Genomic DNA, 20,842 nt, shown 5'->3' with positions numbered 1-20,842 from the left:
CCTCGGCGCCATGCTGATTGTTTTGCATTTTTTTTACATTTTGTCGTGTATGATACACGATGCTTTGCCGCCCTCGTCTGCATGGCGGATCATGTTGCCAGAATCCACTCAACCGATCCACACCAATACTCTCACCCTGACCTCCGCGCTATGAATCGTTCCGGCCTTATTATAACCATCATCATGGGATGCCTTGCCGTATTACTATGGAAAGTGGTCAATGCTCCCAACATGGAACCTCCCTGGCCTTCGAAAATTCAAGGATTTTCGTTTTCGCCGTTCCGCGAAGGGCAATCGCCCAGCAAACAAATCTACCCCTCAGTCGAGCAAATCGATCAAGATTTGGCAACGCTGGCCGGGGACGTACATGCGGTGCGAGCCTATACCGTTGAAGACAACCTTGCCGAAATCCCTCGTCTGGCCGCCGCGCGCGGTCTCAACGTGGTGCTTGGGGCCTGGATTACCCGAGACGCCAAACGGAACGAGGAGGAAGTCGCAAAGCTCATCAAAATCTACCGGGAAAACCACCGCAACATCATTCGGGTGCTGGTCGGCAACGAAGTGTTGCTCCGCACCGACCAGACCGTTGAGCAGATGATCCAGCACATCGACACCGCCAAAAAATCCATCTGGGCTCCGGTGAGCACCGCCGAGCCCTGGCACATCTGGCTGAAATATCCCCAACTGGTTGAAAAAGTGGATTTCATTGCTGTCCATCTCCTGCCCTACTGGGAAGGCATTCCCATTGACGAAGCCGTTGATTATTGCGTCATGCGGTACAAAGAACTCCAGCAGGCCTATCCGGGCAAGGAGATCGTCATCTCCGAGATCGGGTGGCCAAGCGGCGGGCGCATGCGCCAAGGGGCCATCGCCAGCCCAACCAATCAGGCCAAATTTCTCCGTCGTTTCCTCGACGTCGCCGAGAAGAACCACTATACCTACTACATTATGGAGGCCTTTGACCAGATTTGGAAAAAGGATCTTGAAGGCGAGGCCGGCAGCCTCTGGGGTGTCTACAACGATCTGCGGCAGCCCAAGTTTGAATTCACTCAACCGGTCGTCCGTATCCCACATTGGCGGGAGTTGGCGGCCATCAGCATTGCCTTGGCTGTCGTTATTCTGCTGCTGCTGTTCCGGGACAGCAAAGGCCTGCTGGATCGCGGCCGGGGCTTTCTGGCCCTGATCGCCTACGCGATCACCACCTTTGCCGTCTGGGTGGTGTACGATTTTCAACACCAGTACATGACCGTCTCCACCTTGGTGGTCGGCGTTGTGCTGCTGTTCGCCGCCACCGGCGCCATTCTGGTCATCCTGGCCGAGGCACACGAGTGGGCGGAATCGCTGTGGACCCATAAATGGCGACGCCTGCCGCACCCAGCGGTTGAAACCATTGCCGACGACGAACTACCGATGGTTTCCATCCATGTGCCGGCCTACAACGAACCGCCGGACATGATGATCCAGACCATCGACGCCTTGGCGGCGCTTGATTATCCCCGCTTCGAGGTGCTGATCATCGACAACAACACCAAGGATCCGGCGGTTTGGGAGCCGGTGGCCGCCCATTGCCAGACTTTGGGCCCGCGCTTTCGTTTCTTCCACGTCGATCCGTTGGCGGGATTTAAGGCCGGCGCGCTTAACTATGCTCTACGGGAGACCTCGCCCGAGGCGGAAGTCGTCGCGGTGATCGACAGCGATTACATCGTAGAGCCCAACTGGCTGCGGGCGTTCACGCCCCACTTTGCCGCCGCCAACATGGCCATTGTCCAAGGACCGCAGGATTACCGCGACGGAGACGAGAACACTTTCAAGGCCATGTGTCTGGCCGAATACCGAGGATTTTTTCAGATTGGCATGGTGACCCGCAACGAGCGCAACGCCATCATCCAGCACGGCACCATGACCATGGTGCGCCGCACGGTGCTCGACGAGGTGGGCGGCTGGGCCGAATGGTGCATCACCGAGGACGCGGAGCTGGGATTGCGCATCTTTGAGAAGGGTTACGACGCCTGTTACGTGCCCTACAGTTTTGGCAAAGGGTTGATGCCCGACACCTTTCTTGACTATAAGAAACAACGCTTCCGGTGGGCCTACGGCTCGGTGCTTATCCTTCGCCACCACATGATGGCAATGTTCGGCTTAGACAAAACCAAGCTCACCCGCGGCCAGCGGTACCATTTCCTGGCCGGCTGGCTGCCCTGGTTCGCCGACGGCATCAACATGCTGTTCAACGTCCTCGCCTTGGCTTGGTCCTGCGGCATGATCATGTTTCCTGATTACCTGTCGCCGCCGCATATTGTCTTTGCCTGCCTGCCGGTGGTGCTGTTCTTTTTCAAAAGCTTCAAGATGTTCTTCCTCTATCGCAGCCGGTTGACCGCCTCCCGCCGGCAGAGCCTCGCCGCCGGTCTGGCCGGGCTGGCCCTGTCGCACACCATTGCCCGGGCCATGCTTACCGGTTTTATCACCCGCAAAATCGGTTTTTTCCGCACTCCGAAAAATGCGCAGGCCAACGCCTTTTCCAAGGCGCTGGGAGACGCCCGCGAGGAACTGCTGTTCACTGTGGCGCTCTGCCTAGCCATTGTCGGCGTTCTGCTGCGGAAGGACGGCGATATGCTGGACATCCGCATCTGGACGCTGGTGCTGGGCATCCAGGCCATACCCTATATGGCGTCGGTGGTGGTGTCGTTGATCAGCGGCTTGCCTAAGCTGCCGGCAAAGCTGGTGGGCGTCATGGCCCCGCTGCGGGGGATGAACAACGATCAGTGATCGCTCAAGTGGACCGGATCAGCTCGAGCAACTCCTCGGCGCTGATCCGGGTGCTGACGTCGGCGCCTTCGAGTAGGGAATTGGCCAAGTCGCGCTTTTCCTGATGGAGGCGCACAATTTTTTCCTCAATGGTGTTGGCGGTTACCAGACGATAAACCGTGACCGGTCGCTTCTGGCCAATACGATGCGCCCGATCAGCAGCCTGATCCTCAACCGCCGGATTCCACCAGGGATCCATGTGGATGACATAGTCCGCGGCGGTCAAGTTCAACCCGAGCCCGCCAGCCTTGAGGCTGATCAGGAACAGCTCCCCTTCCCCGGCCTGGAATTTCTCCACCTGGTTTTGCCGCTCCTTGGCCGGCGTGGCGCCGTCCAGGTATTTGTAATCAATGCCCCGCTCATCCAGAAAGGCCCGAATCAGGGCGAGATGCCCGGTGAACTGGCTAAAGACCAGGGCCTTATGCCCCCCGCCCAGCAACTCCTCCACCGTTTCGGCAAACACTTGCAACTTGGTTGACGGAATCGTTACCTGATCGTCAATCAAGCGCGGGTTGCAGCAGGCCCGCCGCAGGCGCATGATTTCGGCCAGAATGCGCAGATGCCGGCCGGTCTTTTCACTGCTGCCTTCGATGTTCTCGATGGCCTGTTGCCGAAGGGCCTCATAAAATTGCAGCTCTTCCGGCTGCATCTCCACCCGCAGGGTTATTTCCGTGCGCGGCGGCAATTCTTCCAACACCTGCGACTTGATCCGCCGAAGCATAAAAGGCCGAATCAATTTTTTCAGCGTCCTTCTGGCCTCCCGGTCGTGGTACTTTTCAATCGGGATGCCGAACCGACGGTTGAATTGCTTGTAGGTACCCAGCAAACCGGGGTTGATGAAGGCAAAGAGATTCCACAGTTCCCCCAGATGATTTTCAATCGGGGTGCCGGTGGTGATCAGCCGAAACCGCCCGTCCAGGCGCATGGCGGCCTTGGATCGCTTGGTGGCGGCGTTCTTGATGGCCTGGGCCTCGTCCAGAACGATCGTCTGCCACTTGACCTGGGCCAACAATTCAATTTCCTGCTGCAGCAGGGTGAAGCTGGTGACCAGCAAATCAAATTTTCCCAACGAGGAGATGATCTCATCGCGGTTGGCCTCGGAAAACATGAGAAAATTGAGCGTCGGCGCAAACCGTTGCACCTCGGTCTCCCAGTTCATGCACACCGAGGTCGGCGCAACCACCAGCGAAGGTCCTTCATGGGCCTTGCTCAGGATCATGGTGATTGATTGCAAGGTCTTGCCCAGCCCCATGTCGTCGGCCAGACAAGCGCCAACCCCCAGATGCGCCAAACGGCTCATCCACACAAACCCCTCGCGTTGATAGTCGCGCAATTCGGCTTTAAGCGTTGAGGGCACCTTGGGCGTCAGTTCCTGGGCCTCGGCAATGGACAGCAACCGCTGCCGCCAGCCCTGATCCGCCTTGGTTTGCGCCTGATGGGTCAACTCCTCCAGGGCGATGGCGGCCAGGGGATGAATTTTGACCTCGGTCTCGTTGCCCGGCTGACTGTTGCCGTACAGGATCAATTCTTCCAGCCGGTTGCGGAACTCCTGGGTCAGGGCCAGAAACTGTCCTTCGCCCATGGGAATGAAACGGCTTCGGGTCTCCCGGACCTTGTCCAGCAAGGTCTTGAGCTCCATTACTTCGTCCTGGTCGATCTCCAACTGGCCGGACAGGGTAAACCAATCCTGCTGACTGGTGCGGATGTTGAGGTTCAACTGGTTAACGCCCGCCTGCCGGCGCACCGCCAGTTTCTCGCCCTCCGGCCATTCTAGTACCACCCGCTCCTTAATTTCTTCGATTTCCAGCAGCACCTGCAGACACTCTTCCGGATCAAGCAGATGCCATTCCCGTTTGTTCTCCTGCTCAAAGTCAATGGCCAAATCGAGCATGGGGCAGCTCTCCTCGATCTCGCGCGCCTTTTCCTCTTCCAGCCGCAGGTTGCGCTTGGTTCGCAGCCGCTTGCCGTCGATCTCGGCCATGAGGTTGGCCACCCCGACGCCGGGCTTCAAATAGGGCCCGCCTTGGGTAAAAGGACGAACAAAAAATTCGATGCGGAAGCCGCTGCCGTAGGGAATGATATGAATGTGAATGGTGGGATCGCTCTCCACCTGTTCGGCCGGCGTCCCGTCGCCGGGCACCTCGATTGCCGAATGCACGGTCATGAAGGAGGCGATGTTGCCAATGGCGTCCAGCACCTGCCGGCTGGCGGCGAGCGGCACCAGCAAACCGTCGCGCCCGGTTATTTCAGCGACCTTGCGATGCTCTGCACTGATGCGGATGATGCGGAAACGGGTCGGCGTTTCCCGCCAGACCGCCACGGCGCCCTCGCCAATATCCTGGAAGAAATGAATAAAGAGCGAATCACCCTTACGCTCGACCACCAGTTCCGGTTCGCCGGCGACGATTTCCACCGGCGTCTGGGGCGACCGTCTGAGGAAAACGTAGGGATGGCCGATCAGCGCCGGCAGCGCCTTTTCCTGATCAAACACATACCCGCCGTGTTTGCCGCCGGTCTCGCCGCTCTGATAAAGCGCCTCGGCAATCAACCGGTCCTGGTCGGTGAGATACTCAAGGTCGGCGTCCCGCAACAGACGCTGAAAGGCAATGGTGCGCCCCTTGGTCCAACTGCCGCCTGCCGCTTTCTTCTGCTCCTTGGGCAGGAGTTCCATGACGCCGTCGACATAATCGATCAGCCAGCACAACCGGGTCAGCCGTTCCGGCTCCCTGATTTTGCTCGTCACCTCGATCAATTCCTGCAGACTGTGCTTCCAGGTGGCATGGGGGGCTATGATGTGGGTCAGATAGCGGCATTGCAAGGCCGTCGCCAGTTCGGTTGCCGCCTCCTGCATCGTCCGTTGCTCGTTGTCCAGGGTGGCGAGGAGTTCGGCGGCCTCCATGGCGACCCAAAGGAATCCGCTTTCGCGCGCCTGTTCATAGAGCGTGTGCAGAATCCCTTGAAAATCAGGAGGAATTTCCACTCCCATCCAATGGAGCGACAGCAGGGCGACAAGCGAGGTCAGGCTCCGTTTGTCGGCCACCAGCCCCTCGGTCAAGGCCAGCATGTCCGGCAGGACGTCGTCGGGCGCGCACAGGACTGCGGCAATGAAGCGAAAGGGGATTTCCTCCGGGCAACCGTTGCAGCGTTTCAGCACCGTGTCGACCGCCTCGCGCACCCGATCGCGATCTCCGTCGCCGTCTCGGGCCAGTAGGGCAAAAACGCAAAACAGGCCGGTGATCCCGAAAAAAAAGCAGGGTCCGTCGCCCGCGTATTGCTGCATGTGACGCAAATCCTCGGCAAACAGCGTGAGGGCCGCATCTGTTTCGCCGCGGAGAAAGGCCACAGAGCCGGCGAACCCAGAACCCAGAAATGAATCGCCGTGTTGCGTCAGCAATTGCTGCAACTCGTCAAACCGCCCCTGCAGCAGATAACAACTGGCAAGCAACCGACGAAAGGGCACGCGTTCGTCCGGGGGCACGGATTGCGCCTGTTCGTCTTGCATGAAGGCAAGGACGGCAGGAAAGTGATGCAGTCGCTCCAAAGAATAACGCACCACCTGATCCAGGAGAAAGAACTGAAACGAACCCGGCAGAGCGCTGAACCACTGGGGGTCAAAGGCGCGGGCCGCCACGAGAACGGCAGGAGGCTCGGTTTCCAGGTATTTCTTGCCTTCGCCTTCAAGGAAGATCAACGACTCGTCCAGTTTGTCGAAATCCTGGCTGTACAGGCCGATGCGAAATTGTCGAAGGGCGCGCCAGCACCGGGTCGGCCATTTGCCGTGCATGTAGTCAACCGGGGCGGCTCGCTCAACCAGGGCGGCCAGCTGGGAAAAACGATTGAGGGCCACGGCCTGACGGGTCAACACCTCCGCCAGCACCGGCGGGCATTGATTTTTGCCGTTCACAAAACCTTTGCGCCGTAGCCGGGCCAAGGTTTCACTGATTTCATCGCCCGTAGGACGCTGATCCCCTAAAAAGTGCGGGGCCAGCGTGCCCACGCAACGGGTGAGAAAACCGGCGGCAACCGGCTCGTACACTACGGACGCCAATTGCAGCAACAATTGCTCGGTGGCGGAAAGGGCGGCAAGGGCTTGAAGATCAACGGCGGCGAGGGATGCGGGAGCAGACGGCGGCGGGGACTGAAGATCGGATTCTTTTTTCAAAATAATTATATGAGACGCCTAAAGTTACCTTGATGGCCCTCGGGAAATTCCGGGGGCGGACTATGGAGCGACGGATCGATCGGTCTCCTTCCCTGTCTCCGTTCCGCCGACAGAGCAAGCGGGAACAACAGGGCGTCTCCTCTTGCGAGGCGACTCAGGAGCCGGGGTGATGCAGATTATTCCACAGCGACTACTGTAACATTTTGGCGTTCGTCCAAATGCTGGCCTCCTTTCTCATTTGCCCGACCCATTCGGCCATCAAGCTGTTCTTGCGGACCGCCAGCAACTGTTGTTCCAGGTTGCGCCGCTTGTTTGCATCCATTTCAGTCGCGCCGCGACGGGAGTCAATGATCTGGTAGAGGTAAAACACCTTGCCCACGGTGAACGGTTTCCCAGGGAACGCCCCTTGCCCGGCAAGTGCAAACGCTTCACGGCGCATCTCTTCCGGAATCCCGTTGGCAGGCCCGCTCCGCTTCAGATAGCCCGACTCCTTGGGTTCCAATGCGGACGGCAAGCGTTGCGCCTCCTTGGCCTGTTGCAACATGCTTTCGGCGGCGGCGCGGGCCAGCTCCACGCTCTTCTCCTTTTTAAAATCCGCCTCAGCCCGCTGGCGCACGGCGGCAAGTTCCGGCGCAACAGACTCTTTGGCGTCGTCAACAAAAATGATGGCATAGCCGGTTGCCGTCTCGACCAGAGAGCTCAACTCGCCCTTGCGCAAGCCAAAGGCGGCCTGCAAGAATGCCGGATCGCTGACCATGGAGCCTTTCGGCAGCTGGGCGGGCGGGTTGTTCTGCGCAAAAAAATCGGTCTGGCCAACCGGAATCGGGCTTTTTTCACTGAATTTCGCCAAGCTGCCGGCCCGGATAATATCCTCGTAGGCGGTAGAGGCCTTTTTGAAGGTGATCGCCTTGACGCCTTGCTCCTCAAGCTCTTTGCGGATGGAGGCGCTGGCCTCGGCAAAGGATCGGGTGGCAGCCGGCCGGATCTCTTCGAGCTTGACAATATGATAGCCAAAAGGTGTTTCAATCACCCCGCTGACCTCTCCTGCCTTCAGGGCAAACACACTGTTCTCAAAGGAAGCGACCATCTGTCCCCGTCCAAAAAAACCAAGGTCGCCGCCTTTGTCCTTTGAAGCGTCCTCCGAGAACTGCCTGGCCAGCGCAGCGAAATCACCACCGGCTTTAACCTGCGCCAAGACTTTTTCCGCCGCCGCTTTTTTAGCCGCCCGGCTCTCCGCAGCTTCGTCCTCCGCAACCTTGAACAAGATATGCCGGGCGCGGCGCTGCTCGGGGGAGACATAGGCGTCGGCGTGCTCTTGGTAATAGCTCTGCACCGCATCCTCGTTCACCACAACCTGTTTCAAGTCGTCGGCAAAGGGGAAAACCAGATAGCGCAGTTTGCTCTGCGGCGGGGTTTTATAGTTCTGCTTGGCGGCGTCAAACCAAGCCTGCAGATCCCCTTCCGCCACTTTGACCTGGGATTCGTAGGTCTCGCTTTTGATTGCCGCATAGGCGATGTTGATTTCCTGATCAATATACTCAAGCCAGTTGTTGATCTCCTCGTCGGAAACAGCGGCAAAAGCGCCGAGGGCTTCAACGGCGCGGTTCATGAGCAAATCATTGCGGATGCCGGTTTCAAAGGTGGTGGTGGACAAACGGTTCTGTTCAAGCACCGCCTTGTAGTGGGCAAGATCGAACCGCCCTCCCTGGTTGAACACCTCCATTTCCCGGATCTTGCGCTGGGTCGCCTCTTTGCTGATCGACACGCCCATCTTCTCAGCGCCCTGACGAAGCAGCTCCGACTGGATCAGCTGATTGAGCACCTGCTCCTTCAGCCCAATGCTCTCCAGGAATTTCTCCGGCATCTGGCCGCCAAACTGCTGTTTATAGCCTTCAATGGCCCGCTCGTAATTTTGTTGAAAGTCGCGATAGGAAATCTCCTTGCCGTTGACGACGGCCAGGGCGTTGGGGTTGTCTTTCATGTTGGAGCCCACGCCCCAGAAGATAAAAACGATGGCAATGATCACAACAATTGCTTGAACGACAATCGACTGCGCATTTTTTCTGATAATATTCAGCATGTTAAACGCAACCCCCAGGAAGCTTATAGGTATCCCCGCATTTTCGGAAGGGGCATTATGTTCAATTTCTCAGCAAGATACCAGAGAAAAATGCATCGGACGCTTTGCAAAAAATGCCTGACGCCTCATTCAAAAAAAACAGGGTGTTTGCTTGACAAAGCCCCCCCCCTATAGTAATTAACTGGTGATTTTTTAGAATAGGATTTCATTACTCATCCATAATAAACACTTTGGCCAAGGAGGAACACATGGCAAGTATTGAGCACAAGGGCAAAAGCTACGAGGTGGACGAAGACGGTTTCCTGTTAAAAGGAGCCGAGGAGTGGGACGAAAATTGGGTTGATTATGTAAAGTCCGTTGAAGGCATCGTCGACATCACCGATGAGCACCAGAAAGTCATCGACGCTTTGCAGGAATACTACAAGAAGAACGGTATCGCCCCTATGGTTCGTATTCTTTCCAAGACCACCGGGTTCCCGCTGAAACGCATCTACGAGCTGTTCCCGTCCGGACCTGGCAAGGGTGCCTGTAAAATGGCCGGCCTGCCGAAACCGACCGGTTGCGTCTGATTCAGACCTTCGAATTTGCGCTATAAAAAAGGCCGCCCATTTGGGCGGCCTTTTTTATTTCCCCTCGCCAACCACCGGCAAAGACGTCGGCGCTCCCGAGCCTCTGATCAGAACGACATCTCCAAAAAATGGGCGTGGAAACGGGTCATGTCCTCGCCGCATTTGCCGCAGATAAATTTCACTTCGCCAAATATTTCGGTTGTATTCTCTTCAGGCGTAAAAGATCCGTCGCCGTTTTGCAGATAATGGGTCGTTACCAGAACGTTCTCGGCAATTTCAACAAAATTTTTATTATTGCCGCACTGTTGACAGACAATGCGCCCGGCCGGTTCACTGGTTGGAATGTGGACTTTTTTCATAAGATAGTTAGTTCGCGGTTACGTTGAAATTCCCGTCAAAAATACGGTCTTGAGCGATCTGGGCGCTCGCCGGCGCACTCAAGCGGAATATTTTATCACAAAAGGATCGTTTTCCCCCTGCGGCGTTTCCTCATTATAATCGACTTGATCGACTCGAGAAAAGGGCGAACCAACGGCCAGCCAAGATAAAAGCAGGTCCACCTTCTCCGGTGCCCCTTCAAACACGACCTCCACCGTGCCGTCAGGCAGATTTCGCACCCAGCCCGAAAGTCCAAGCCGTTCGGCTTCCCTTCGAGTGTGCTCACGAAAGGCAACCCGTTGCACCCGCCCATGCACCGTGGCATGCATTCGCTTTCGTTCCATCAACCCGAGCGCTGTGCGACCAAGGCCAAAAATTGCTGTTCCGACAGGATGGGCAGCCCCATCTGCTCCGCCTGCTTCCTTTTGCCGCCCGCCTTTTCACCGGCCACCACATCGGTCACCCGTTGGCTCATGGACGTGGCCACTTGTGCGCCCAGGGTCTTGGCCAAGTGCTTGGCCTCTTCCCGTGAAAGGGTGTGCAAGGAGCCTGTGAACAGGAAAACTCGCCCGTCCAAGAGGGTCTGGCTCTTCCCCTGCGCCTCGATCACCAGCCCCGCCTGTTGCAGCCGCTCAATCATTTCCGCCGTCGCTGGATCCTGGAAATACTCGACCAAAGAGTCCGCCGTCTGCTCGCCGACCCCCTCAATCTGCACTAATTTGTCTTTCCCCGCTGCACGCAACTGATGCAGATCGGAAAAATGTTCCGCCAATACGCCGGCGGTCACTTCGCCCACATGACGGATGCCGAGCGCGGCGACAAACTGGGCAAGAGAAAGGGTTTTCCGCTTTTCAATCGCAGCCAGCACATTGCGCGCCGATTTCTCGCCCCAACCGTCGAGACGGGCCAGTTGTTCAGCGTCAAGATGAAAAAAATCAGGAATGGCGCGAACCAGCCCTTCGCGCACCAACTGTTCGACATTTTTTTTGCCTAACCCTTCCACGTCCAGCCCGCTCTTGCCGGCGAAATAGATCAGTTGCTGCAGGCGTTGCGCCGGACACAAGGCGTTGACGCAGCGCACCGCCACCTCCCCGGGAATCTGCGCCAGTTTCTGCCCGCATTCCGGACAGGTGGTCGGGAAGATGATCGGGGACTCCTGGCCGCGCCGCATTTCGGGAATCACCTTGACGATCTCCGGAATGACGTCGCCAGCCCGCTGAATGAGCACGGTGTCGTGGATACGCAGGTCTTTGCGGGCAATTTCATCTTGATTGTGCAAGGTCGCCCGCTTGACCATCACCCCGTTGACGTCCACCGGTTTGAGATGCGCAACCGGCGTCACCACGCCGGTCCGTCCCACCTGAAACTCAACCGCCTCGATCACCGTGGTCGCCTGAACGGCAGGAAACTTCCAGGCAACAGCCCAGCGGGGCGATCTGGCGGTGGCGCCAAGGCGTCCCTGCAACGACAGGTCGTCCACTTTAATCACCACGCCGTCAATCTCATAATCCAAAGCGTGCCGCATTTCCAGTATCCGCCGGTACTGCGCCTCCACCTCCGACAATGAAGCGCACACCGTGACCAGAGGGTTGATCGGAAAACCCATCTGGCCAAGCCGGCGCAGCGTTTCCTCCTGGCTTGCGGCAGGCAAAGACTCGGGGGCAGCCACCCCATAGATAAAAAAATCCAGCGGCCTGCGGGCGGTGACCTTGGGGTCCAACTGCCGCAATGAACCGGCGGCGGCGTTCCGAGGATTGGCAAACAACGCCTCGCCCTCTTCCTGCCGTTGTTGATTGAGCAGCAAAAAACCTTTTTTGGATAAAAACACCTCGCCCCGGACAACCAACTCCTCCAGCGGCGTCTCGCCCGCGTCGTGCAACCGCAGGGGAATGGACTGCACGGTCTTCAATTGCGCGGTGACTTCCTCTCCAACCACGCCGTCGCCGCGCGTGGAGCCGACCACAAGTACGCCCCGGCGATAGACCAATTCAACCGCCAAACCATCCAGCTTAGGCTCGGTGATCAATCGAAGCGGCGCATCGGTTTTCAGGTAGCGCCGCACTTTATCCTCAAAAGAAGCCAACTCGGCCTCGCTAAAAATGTTGTCCAGACTGAGCATGGGCGACGCATGGGCAACCGATGCAAAGGCAGGCAAAGGAAGGCCGCCGACCCGGTGACTGGGCGAGTCCTCGGCAACCAGTTCAGGGTATTGCGCTTCGAGTTCCAGCAGCTCCCGAAACAGCGCGTCGTATTCGCCGTCAGAGATCATCGGATCATCAAGCGTATAATACCGATGCGCGTGAAACCTGAGTTGCTCGCGCAACGCCTCCAGACGGTCGACAGCCTTCCTGCTTGTCATGCTTTTTACATATCCTCGAGCAACACGCCGCCCTTGGCGATATTGTCCCGGCTTTCCTCATCGATAAACAGCAGGATCGACTCCTTGGGTTTTCCGGCGGCCTCGGAAATCACGTCGGTGACGCCTTGGGCAATTTTTTTCTTTTGCTCCTTGGTGAGCGTTCCAGCAACACGAATACTGACATAGGGCATACTGCCACCTCCTTCAATCGTTAAACAAACAGGCGGCGCCTGCAAGCGACGACGCCAAGCGTCCTTATTTCGCCTTGCAACGAGCCTTGCCTTTTTGCAAGACAAACACCGCCAACACAGGTAAAAAAGATAGCAGAATTTTCGGGGCAAGTCGATGGGCTTTCCATCGCCCCCCTGTGACCAGAATCACCGCGAGGAGAAACGGATGCATGTGATCGTCACCGGCGGCGCCGGCTATATCGGCAGCCACACCTGCCTGGAACTGCTCAACGCCGGTTGCCGGGTCACCGTCGTCGACAACCTTTGCAACTCGAGCCGGGAATCGATCCGGCGGGTGGAAGCGCTGAGCGGCAAAACCATTGCCTTCCACGAGGTGGACCTGCTCGACCTCGACGCGCTGCGCACAGTGTTCAAGCAGGCGCCGGACGCGGAGGCCGTCATCCATTTTGCCGGCCTCAAGGCTGTGGGCGAATCGGTGCAAAAACCGTTGCTCTACTACCGCAACAATCTTGACGCAACGCTTAATCTCTGCCAGGTGATGGCCGAGCACAACCTGACCAACATCGTCTTTTCCTCCTCAGCCACGGTGTACGGCGACCCCGCCTCAACACCCATCAAGGAGGATTTCCCCCTCTCCTGCACCAACCCCTACGGTCGCACCAAGCTGATGACCGAGGAGATCCTCCGCGATCTGCATGTCGCCGACTCAAACTGGAACGTGGTGCTGCTGCGTTATTTCAATCCAGTTGGAGCCCACAAAAGCGGGCGGATCGGCGAGGACCCGGGCGGCATTCCCAACAATCTCATGCCGTACATCGCCCAGGTGGCGGTGGGCAAATTGCAGCAACTGTCGGTGTTCGGCGCCGATTATCCCACCCCCGACGGCACCGGCGTGCGCGACTATATTCATGTGGTTGATTTGGCGATTGGCCATCTGCGCGCACTAGACAAATTGCGCAAGCAACCGGGGGTAGTGGTCTACAATCTGGGCACGGGTCGGGGATATTCGGTGCTGGAGATGATCAAGGCCTTTGCGCAGGCGAGCGGCCAACCGATACCCTATCGGATAATTGGACGCAGATCCGGCGACATTGCAAAGTGTTACGCCGATCCGGCTTTGGCCTTGAAGGAACTGGGCTGGCAGGCCCAACACGGGATTCGCGAGATGTGCGAGGACGCCTGGCGTTGGCAGTCGGCTAATCCAGAAGGATATAAATAACCTGGAACGCTTTTTCTGAGACCGCGTCGCCGCTAATACCCGCTGGCGATGATCAGATTATTGTTCATCCGCTTGGCAAAGGTGTGCTTTTCCTTGCCTTTCCAGGCGTATTCCACCCAGACGCCCTCAGGCGTGGCCTTGACCAAGGCCTCATAAATGGGCAGAGCCTTCTCTTTCAGATCCTCTCCCGCCAGTGTGGGATGCACGAGCAGTTTGCCGCCCGCTTCCATGACAAACACATACGGCGTATACGCGTCCGCCGCAAAACCCGACGCGTCCTGACCCGTTTCTATGGCCGCCGCTAGTTCGTGGACGTTTTTTTCTATGGATATTCGGTCCTCGGCCATAACGTTGGCCACACAAAAGAACGCCGCCATCAGGAGCAGAATATACAGCTGTCGGTTCATGGTCTCTCCATCTTGATCGCTCAGGAATTTTCTGTGTTTCCGCCGAGTCCCGGCAGGAAACCCTGCCGGCCTTTTTGCGTCCGCCGCAACCTCGAGCCAGCCCCAGACAAACAATCTGACGGCCAACCTGCCCGGTTTCTCCAGCTGAATGGTCTTGACGCCCATTTTTCCCTATCCAGGGCAGGAGCCGTCGTGGTATGAAAACAGCATTGTCCTGTCGGTTTATACCGATGGATTATGCAGAAGGCAAGCCTATATTCATCAATCAAATCAACAGACAATAAGACCGACAGCAGCAAGGCCATGACCGAGGACACCCTGTACGCGACGGGCGCCGTCGAAGAAGATTTCACCTTTAATGATCGGGTGGCTGAAGTCTTCGACGACATGCTCAATCGATCCATCCCCTATTACCAGACAGTCATCGACGGCATGGCGCAACTGCTGGCGTGCCGACTGCCTGCGGGGGCGACCATCTACGACCTGGGCTGCTCCACCGGAACCACCTTGCTTGAATTGTGCCGGCGGTTGCCGGACAAACAATTTCGCTACATCGGCATTGACAACGCCCCGGCCATGCTGGACAAGGCCCGAAAAAAGAGCGCCATGTTCGGCAAAAGCTCGATGCTGCAGTTTCGCCAGGACGACGTGACCAACTGCCCCCTGCCGGAGGCGACCGGCATTGTCTGCAACTATACGCTGCAGTTTCTCCGGCCGTTAACCCGTCAAGCCTTTGTCGCCAGAATCCACGCGACCCTTCCCGAAGGCGGCGTTTTCTTCCTTAGCGAAAAAACAATCTCCCACGCGCCCCGACTCAATCGTGATTTTATTGATATTTATCACGCTTTTAAAAAACAGCAAGGCTATTCCGAGCTGGAAATCGCCGCCAAACGCGAGGCCCTGGAAAACGTACTGATTCCTTTTTCATTGGAGGAAAACATGGCCCTGTTGCACCAGGCCGGGTTCGAGGAAATCGAAGCCTACTTCAAATGGTTCAACTTCACCGCCCTTGCGGCCCTGAAACGATAACGCCATGGACCTGCTTCACTATTTCCCTCAAGCCGACCAGAAACGACTCCGCGCGCTTCTCGCTGAGAAATCTGCCTGGCTCGGTCAGGAAAAAAAGGGGTTTCTCCGCTACCGCGAGCCCCTGCAATCGGTGCAGCACCTGCGGGCCTCATCCTGCGATTTTTCCGGCGACGTGGTCCGCATCGGCACATCCAACGAGCTGCAGGCAGACGACCAAGAGCGAGTGCATCAGGTCCTGCGCGGCTTGACGCCATGGCGCAAAGGCCCTTTTTCGGTGTTTGGCGTTGAGATTGACGCCGAATGGCGCAGCCAGCGCAAGTGGAACCGAATCACGCCGGAACTCCCGGAACTCGCCGGCAAGGTTGTGGCCGACATCGGCTGCAACAACGGCTACTACATGTTTCGCATGCTCCCGCACCAGCCGGACTTTGTCCTGGGCTTTGAGCCCTACGTGCATCATTACTACGCCTTCCACATCCTCAACGCCTTTGCCGGTCAACAGCGCCTCCAGGTTGAACCGCTGGGCATCGAGCACCTGGAGCTCTTCCCCGGCTGCTTTGACGTCATTTTCTGCCTCGGCATCCTCTACCATCGCCCCTCGCCACTGGACGCCCTACGCGATCTACACGCGGCCCTGGCGCCTGGCGGATGTCTGATTGTCGAATCGCAGGCCATCCCCGGCAGCGAGCCTGTGGCCCTTTTCCCTGAACAGACCTACGCCAAGGCCCCGGGCACCTGGTTTGTGCCCACGGCGGCCTGTCTGCAAAACTGGCTGACGCGGACCGGCTTTCGCGAGGTGCGGCTGTTCTGCGAGCACGCCATGAGCAGCGAGGAACAGCGACGAACCGACTGGATGGACTTTGAATCTTATCAAGATTTTATTGACAAGGACAATCCCGCGTTTACTATAGAAGGGTATCCTGCTCCCCGCCGGGTATTCTTTAAGGCAAAAAAATAACGCTTCCAAAGCGTTATCCCCAACAGCATCTCCGGTTGCAATCACAGCAGCCCGGCAACCCCATAACGAACAAACAGGATGAGTTGATTATGAATGCAAAAGACTGCACACTGTACCACGGCGGCCTGAAAGGAGCGGAATCCGTCTTTGGCGAGAACGCTGAAAAATATGGGGTTCAAGAGGTGGTTTTCACCTTTGACGGCCATCGGCTCAATCGGGATAAAAACGCCGTGACCTTGAGCGAGGAAGACCTGCAACGGGGAGACATCAGTATGGAACTTGCCTCCCGGATGATGAACAGGACCTACTACGAAACCGAGAAAATCCGCAGAGTCCTGCAAACGATCTTTCACATGGTCAACAAAGGCCACCAGGTCTTTGTCATCGGCGCCATTCTGGAAGACAATTCGGTCAAGGGCGGCACCGGTTGGGCGGTGGAATTGGCGAAACTGTTCAACCGACCGCTGCACGTCTACGACCAGACCCGCAGCCAGTGGTTTACCTGGAAAGACGGCGCATGGAAGGAAGATTCGCCGCGCATTTGCTACAACACCTTTGTCGGCTCAGGCACCCGTTATCTCAGCGACGAGGGCATTGCCGCTATCAACCAGCTGTTTACCGACAGTTACGGCAACTGACCGTCCGCTCCGAAAATCTGAGGCCTTCGTTTCTCTCCCCGCCATTTCAGGCAACTCTTGCTGCGAAATGGCGAGGAGAGGGGCAACGCTCTTCGTGCCTCGCCTCTCTTCCCCACGATCTCAACAAGTTACTTGCCGATGCAAAATCGGCTGAACACGGCGTCGAGGACGTCGTCTGGCGTGGTCAGTCCGGTAATGTCGCCCAGGTAATCCAAAGCAGCCTGCACTTCCACCGCCAGCAGGTCCACCGGCGCGCCGGCGCGCATGGCCTGTTCAAAATTCCGGCAGGCCGTCAGGGTCTTGTGCAAAATTGAGCGGTGCCGAGTGTTGGGCGCGCAGGTCATTTGCTCGCAGAGTTCTTCCCCGTCGCCGACAATGGCTTGATAGATGGCGTCCTGAAGGGCGTCAAGCCCCTCTTGCATTTGGGCCGATACCAACGCCACCCTCTGGCCGGCGAATTGCCCGGACAGGGCTGCAAGCTGCGCCGGGGTCGCCAGATCCCGTTTGTTGAGCACCACCACGTGTTGCTTGTCGGCAACCGTTCGATACAATTCCCGATCCGCCTCGCCCAGACCGGCTGCGGCGTCGACCAGAAACAGCACCAGATCGGCTTCCGCAAGCTTCTGCCGCGCCCGTTCGATGCCCAGGGCTTCGACCGGATCCTGGTGCGTCCGAATTCCGGCAGTGTCAACCAGATGCAGCGGAATGCCGCGCACGGCGATCCGCTCTTCGATGGTGTCCCGCGTCGTTCCGGGAACCGGGGTTACCAGGGCTCTCTCTTCTTGGAGCAGGGCGTTGAGCAGGCTTGACTTGCCAACGTTCGGTTGGCCGGCAATGACCACGCTGACCCCCTCGCGAACAATCTTGCCCTGCTCGGCCGTGGCGATCAGGCGCGCGAGCGGATCCAGAACCGCCGCCTGCAATTGCAGGCCCACCTGCGCCGCATTGAAGATTTCGACATCGTCGTCGGGAAAATCGATGGCCACTTCCAATAGGGCCAGAATGGCGACGAGTTCGCCGCGAATCTGTTCGCACACTGCAGCCAACTCGCCGCGCAACTGATTGACGGCCAGCCGCGCCCCTTTCTCGGTCTGCGCCTGCAACAAATCCACCACCGCCTCGGCACGGGTCAAATCAATGCGGCCGGCAAGAAAGGCGCGTTTGGTGAATTCTCCATTGGCGGCGGGACGGGCGCCAAGTTCACAGACAGTGCGGAGGATTTCCTGCAAAACAAGGAAGGACCCGTGGCAATGGAGTTCAACCACATCTTCGCGGGTATAGGTGTGAGGAGCGCGCATATGCACGGCCAAGATTTCGTCCAGGGCTTGGCCGTCGCGATTGACAACCGCGCCGTAATAGAGCTTGTGGCTGACAAACTGGGCGCGCGGTTTCACGGGGACAAACAACTTGCGCAACAGCGGCAGGGCGTCCGGCCCTGAAATCCGGACAATGCCGATGCCTCCCGCGCCGGGCGCGGTGGCTATGGCTGCAATCGTGTCATTCGCCGGATGGACGGCCACCTTGCCCTCCCCGCCGCTTTCTTGACACCGGGCGGCGTCCTTTGCCGGGTTTATAAATGAGCACTTTCTTGAACAATCCCTCGCCCACGGATCGACTGCGCACCCCTTTGTCCTCCTGCAACACCATATGCACCACCCGCCGTTCGGAGGGATTCAATGCCGGGATGGCCTGGGTTTTGCCGTCGGCCTTGACCAGCTCCGCCAACTCAACAGCGCGCGCCTTCAATTCCTCCGCCCTTCGCTCACGGAAATCCCCGGCGTTAAGCGCCAGCATGATCCGATCAGGGAGATGGCGGGCCACCATCTTGCGCAGCAGGTATTGCAGGCTGTCCAAGGTCCGGCCTTCTGGGCCGACAATATGCGCCTCATGCGGGCCTGAAATATTGCACTGCACCGTGTTTTCTTCAAAGCCCACCTGCACCTCGGAGGGCAGCCCCATCAGGGTCAACAGCCGGTGCAAATCCGCCTGAATGGCGGCCAGACTTTCCGGTGAAGGCGGTTCAAGCGCGACATCCTCCTCAAACGGTTCCGCCTCTTGGCCGACTTCCTCTTCGCACGGCGTGCTCTTGCCGCAGTCACGCCTTGCGCAAACCTCTGCAGACGGCTCAGGAAGGGCAGCCGCAACTTCCGTCGCCGCCTCCCGTTCCGCCTTAGCCGTTACTGGCGCTTCAGGGGCCGCAACAGCGTCTGCAGCGGTTGCCGCCTGGGTTGGAGCCATTTCAGCCGCTGGGGCCGGGATGGGAAGAGACGCCAGTTGTTCCTGTTCAGCCGGAGCCACAACCTTGTGCTGAACGCGAATATGCGCCTTCTTTTTACACAGGCCAAAGATGCCGGCCGACCCGGTTTCCAGAACTTCAATATCCAGATCTTCCCGCGACGCGCCGAGATCTCGGCACGCCTGTTCTATGACTTCCGATATGTCCTTGCCGTAAAAATCTTTACCCTTTGCCATGGTCAACCTTCCCGAGGTCAGAGATTCAGGCTTTGTTTTGCCGATTAATGAGATACTGCTGCAAGATGGAGAGCAGGTTGTTGACAAACCAGTACAGCACCAGCCCGGACGCAAAATTGATGAACATGAAGGTGAACACAATCGGCAGGAATTGCATGATCCGCGCCTGGGTCGGATCAGCGGTGGTCGGGGTCATCTTCTGCTGAAAAAACATCGACGCGCCCATGAGCAGCGTTAATATCGGGATACCATGCAGATAGGGGATATCGAAACCAATCCACAACCGGTCCGGGGCGGAGAGGTCGTTGATCCATAGCATGAAGGGCGCGTGCCGCAGTTCAATAGCCGCCATCAGAACGCGATACAGGGCAAAAAAGAAGGGAATCTGAATCAGCATCGGCAGACAGCCGCCCACCGGATTCACTTTGTACGTTTTGTACAGGCCCATCATCTCCTGATTCATCTTGGCGGGATCGTCTTTGAACCGCTCCCGCAGCTTGGCAATTTTGGGCTGCAGTTTCTGCATGTTTTTCATGGACTTCATCCCTTTTTGGGTGACAGGCCAGAAAACCAGCTTGATCAGCACGGTCAGCAGGATAATGGCAACGCCGTAGTTGCCGCTGAACTGATGGATAAAATTGAGCAGCCAAAGCATGGGCTTGGCCAAAACGTCGAACCAACCAAAATCCACCGCCTTGGCCAGATCGCTGCCAACCGATTGGAGCACCTGGAGTTTTTTAGGACCAAAATACAGCTTATAGGCAAAAGTTTTGGCGTCGTTGGCGGGAATCGTCTGGATGCCCTCCGAAATCACGGTGCGGACATGCTGCTCCGATCCCTGCACGGTCACGGAGTGTCCATTGCCTGGGGCAGGCGCCGCAGCCGCCATGAAGTAGTTGTCGACATACCCGGTCCAGCTCACCTGCCCCTGAAGAACCACCGGCCCCTCGGTCAATTTTTTGGGTTTGGTCTCCACCAGCTTGCCGTTGACGTAGGCGGCCGGGCCGGCAAACAGATATTTGCTGGTCTCGCTGGCGTGACCAAAGGGCTCATTGGCCAAGGCCAGGGCGGGAGAAACTTGCACGGCCTTGTCAGTGGGGTTGTGCACCTTGTAGTCCATGCCGATCAAGTAGCTGTCGCCCCGGAAGGTCAGGGTGCGGACGATGCGGAGTCCGTCGGCAAGCTGCGAGGTCATGGTCAGAACGCCCGATTCCCCCTGGCCGGCGAGGGTCAAAGCGCTTTTGTCGGCCTTAAAGGTCGGCAAGGCGGTCCCAGCTGCGTTGTCCAGCGAAAAGAGCGCGGGCAACTCGCTGGCGCTCTTGCCCAGGATGAGTTGCATTGGCCCGGAGTCCTTGTCCATGGTGTTGCGATAGTTTTTCAGGACAAAGCTTTTCAGGCCGCCGCCCTGCTCGTTAATGACTGCAGTGTACAGAGGCGTATCCACCGTAATGTCCCTGGCGGCGGGGTCCGCTGCAACCGCGGGCCGAGCGTCGGCCTGGGCGATGGCAGCAACAGGAGCGGGACCCGTTGCCGCTTTGCCGGCGGGGTCGACGCTTTGCTGTTGAGCCTGAGGTG

General features: G+C 57.8%; 16 protein-coding genes. 6 read left to right on the top strand and 10 right to left on the bottom strand.

Going from position 1 to position 20,842, the window contains the following annotated elements:
* Positions 1 to 150 precede the first annotated feature (150 nt).
* On the top strand, positions 151 to 2,766 hold the full coding sequence (locus RCH93_RS02870; RefSeq protein WP_373693246.1) for a glycosyltransferase: 2,616 nt from the start codon (positions 151 to 153) through the stop codon (positions 2,764 to 2,766).
* Positions 2,767 to 2,770: 4 nt separating this feature from the next.
* Here RCH93_RS02870 and RCH93_RS02865 read toward each other — a convergent pair whose 3' ends face one another.
* Together RCH93_RS02865 and RCH93_RS02860 are read right to left on the bottom strand one after the other, a co-directional pair.
* Complete coding sequence (locus RCH93_RS02865; RefSeq protein ID WP_306546803.1) at positions 2,771 to 6,967, bottom strand: DEAD/DEAH box helicase; 4,197 nt, start codon at positions 6,965 to 6,967, stop codon at positions 2,771 to 2,773.
* Positions 6,968 to 7,157: 190 nt separating this feature from the next.
* Positions 7,158 to 9,047 carry a SurA N-terminal domain-containing protein gene (locus tag RCH93_RS02860; protein WP_306546802.1) on the bottom strand — a complete coding sequence of 630 codons (1,890 nt, stop codon included), beginning with the start codon at positions 9,045 to 9,047 and terminating at the stop codon, positions 7,158 to 7,160.
* Positions 9,048 to 9,295: 248 nt separating this feature from the next.
* On the opposite strand from RCH93_RS02860, the gene RCH93_RS02855 reads away from it, so the two are divergent.
* Positions 9,296 to 9,616: a TusE/DsrC/DsvC family sulfur relay protein gene (locus tag RCH93_RS02855; protein WP_306546801.1), complete on the top strand. Its 321-nt coding sequence runs from the start codon at positions 9,296 to 9,298 to the stop codon at positions 9,614 to 9,616.
* Positions 9,617 to 9,723: 107 nt separating this feature from the next.
* Here RCH93_RS02855 and RCH93_RS02850 read toward each other — a convergent pair whose 3' ends face one another.
* The 4 genes from RCH93_RS02850 to RCH93_RS02835 form a co-directional block, all read right to left on the bottom strand.
* Complete coding sequence (locus RCH93_RS02850; RefSeq protein WP_306546800.1) at positions 9,724 to 9,975, bottom strand: hypothetical protein; 252 nt, start codon at positions 9,973 to 9,975, stop codon at positions 9,724 to 9,726.
* A 78-nt stretch (positions 9,976 to 10,053) separates the two neighbouring features.
* On the bottom strand, positions 10,054 to 10,323 hold the full coding sequence (locus RCH93_RS02845) for an acylphosphatase (protein WP_306546799.1): 270 nt from the start codon (positions 10,321 to 10,323) through the stop codon (positions 10,054 to 10,056).
* 14 nt (positions 10,324 to 10,337) lie between these two features.
* Positions 10,338 to 12,353 (bottom strand): NAD-dependent DNA ligase LigA, encoded by a 2,016-nt coding sequence (ligA, locus tag RCH93_RS02840; protein WP_306546798.1) that lies wholly within the window; start codon positions 12,351 to 12,353, stop codon positions 10,338 to 10,340.
* A gap of 5 nt (positions 12,354 to 12,358) precedes the next feature.
* Complete coding sequence (locus tag RCH93_RS02835; protein WP_306546797.1) at positions 12,359 to 12,544, bottom strand: 4-oxalocrotonate tautomerase family protein; 186 nt, start codon at positions 12,542 to 12,544, stop codon at positions 12,359 to 12,361.
* 205 nt (positions 12,545 to 12,749) lie between these two features.
* Here RCH93_RS02835 and galE point away from each other — a divergent pair, with 205 nt between their 5' ends.
* Positions 12,750 to 13,763, top strand: a complete 1,014-nt coding sequence (gene galE, locus RCH93_RS02830; protein WP_306546796.1) for a UDP-glucose 4-epimerase GalE — start codon at positions 12,750 to 12,752, stop codon at positions 13,761 to 13,763.
* Positions 13,764 to 13,795: 32 nt separating this feature from the next.
* Here the strand turns inward: galE and RCH93_RS02825 are convergent, their stop codons facing one another.
* Entirely contained in the window at positions 13,796 to 14,170 is a 375-nt protein-coding gene (locus RCH93_RS02825) for a hypothetical protein (protein ID WP_306546795.1), read from the bottom strand.
* Between the two features lie 303 nt (positions 14,171 to 14,473).
* Between RCH93_RS02825 and cmoA the strand changes: the two genes are divergently transcribed.
* The 3 genes from cmoA (at position 14,474) to RCH93_RS02810 (ending at position 16,795) form a co-directional block, all read left to right on the top strand.
* Entirely contained in the window at positions 14,474 to 15,199 is a 726-nt protein-coding gene (cmoA, locus tag RCH93_RS02820) for a carboxy-S-adenosyl-L-methionine synthase CmoA (protein ID WP_306546794.1), read from the top strand.
* A 4-nt stretch (positions 15,200 to 15,203) separates the two neighbouring features.
* Positions 15,204 to 16,157, top strand: a complete 954-nt coding sequence (gene cmoB, locus RCH93_RS02815; RefSeq protein ID WP_306546793.1) for a tRNA 5-methoxyuridine(34)/uridine 5-oxyacetic acid(34) synthase CmoB — start codon at positions 15,204 to 15,206, stop codon at positions 16,155 to 16,157.
* Between the two features lie 89 nt (positions 16,158 to 16,246).
* Positions 16,247 to 16,795, top strand: coding sequence for a hypothetical protein (locus tag RCH93_RS02810; RefSeq protein ID WP_306546792.1), 549 nt, complete (start codon positions 16,247 to 16,249; stop codon positions 16,793 to 16,795).
* A 128-nt stretch (positions 16,796 to 16,923) separates the two neighbouring features.
* Here the strand turns inward: RCH93_RS02810 and mnmE are convergent, their stop codons facing one another.
* From mnmE to yidC, 3 genes are all read right to left on the bottom strand, one after another.
* Positions 16,924 to 18,315 (bottom strand): tRNA uridine-5-carboxymethylaminomethyl(34) synthesis GTPase MnmE, encoded by a 1,392-nt coding sequence (gene mnmE, locus RCH93_RS02805; RefSeq protein ID WP_306546791.1) that lies wholly within the window; start codon positions 18,313 to 18,315, stop codon positions 16,924 to 16,926.
* Positions 18,293 to 19,267: a Jag N-terminal domain-containing protein gene (locus tag RCH93_RS02800; protein WP_306546790.1), complete on the bottom strand. Its 975-nt coding sequence runs from the start codon at positions 19,265 to 19,267 to the stop codon at positions 18,293 to 18,295. The genes mnmE and RCH93_RS02800 overlap by 23 nt, the downstream gene beginning before the upstream one ends.
* Positions 19,268 to 19,292: 25 nt before the next feature.
* A partial coding sequence (gene yidC / locus RCH93_RS02795; RefSeq protein WP_306546789.1) for a membrane protein insertase YidC occupies positions 19,293 to 20,842 on the bottom strand: 1,550 nt, incomplete at its 5' end.

The organism is Desulfobulbus sp. (assembly GCF_030824455.1).
Lineage (GTDB): Bacteria > Desulfobacterota > Desulfobulbia > Desulfobulbales > Desulfobulbaceae > Desulfobulbus.
This window is presented reverse-complemented; position numbering and strand designations above follow the sequence as displayed.

Excerpts from the sequence above, each read along its gene's own strand:
- RCH93_RS02870 (WP_373693246.1), top strand. The coding sequence starts at position 151 with ATGAATCGTTCCGGCCTTATTATAACCATCATCATGGGATGCCTTGCC.
- RCH93_RS02860 (WP_306546802.1), bottom strand. The coding sequence starts at position 9,047 with ATGCTGAATATTATCAGAAAAAATGCGCAGTCGATTGTCGTTCAAGCA.
- RCH93_RS02855 (WP_306546801.1), top strand. The coding sequence starts at position 9,296 with ATGGCAAGTATTGAGCACAAGGGCAAAAGCTACGAGGTGGACGAAGAC.
- RCH93_RS02850 (WP_306546800.1), bottom strand. The coding sequence starts at position 9,975 with ATGAAAAAAGTCCACATTCCAACCAGTGAACCGGCCGGGCGCATTGTC.
- RCH93_RS02845 (WP_306546799.1), bottom strand. The coding sequence starts at position 10,323 with ATGCATGCCACGGTGCATGGGCGGGTGCAACGGGTTGCCTTTCGTGAG.
- ligA (WP_306546798.1), bottom strand. The coding sequence starts at position 12,353 with ATGACAAGCAGGAAGGCTGTCGACCGTCTGGAGGCGTTGCGCGAGCAA.
- RCH93_RS02835 (WP_306546797.1), bottom strand. The coding sequence starts at position 12,544 with ATGCCCTATGTCAGTATTCGTGTTGCTGGAACGCTCACCAAGGAGCAA.
- galE (WP_306546796.1), top strand. The coding sequence starts at position 12,750 with ATGCATGTGATCGTCACCGGCGGCGCCGGCTATATCGGCAGCCACACC.
- RCH93_RS02825 (WP_306546795.1), bottom strand. The coding sequence starts at position 14,170 with ATGAACCGACAGCTGTATATTCTGCTCCTGATGGCGGCGTTCTTTTGT.
- cmoA (WP_306546794.1), top strand. The coding sequence starts at position 14,474 with ATGACCGAGGACACCCTGTACGCGACGGGCGCCGTCGAAGAAGATTTC.
- cmoB (WP_306546793.1), top strand. The coding sequence starts at position 15,204 with ATGGACCTGCTTCACTATTTCCCTCAAGCCGACCAGAAACGACTCCGC.
- RCH93_RS02810 (WP_306546792.1), top strand. The coding sequence starts at position 16,247 with ATGAATGCAAAAGACTGCACACTGTACCACGGCGGCCTGAAAGGAGCG.
- RCH93_RS02800 (WP_306546790.1), bottom strand. The coding sequence starts at position 19,267 with ATGGCAAAGGGTAAAGATTTTTACGGCAAGGACATATCGGAAGTCATA.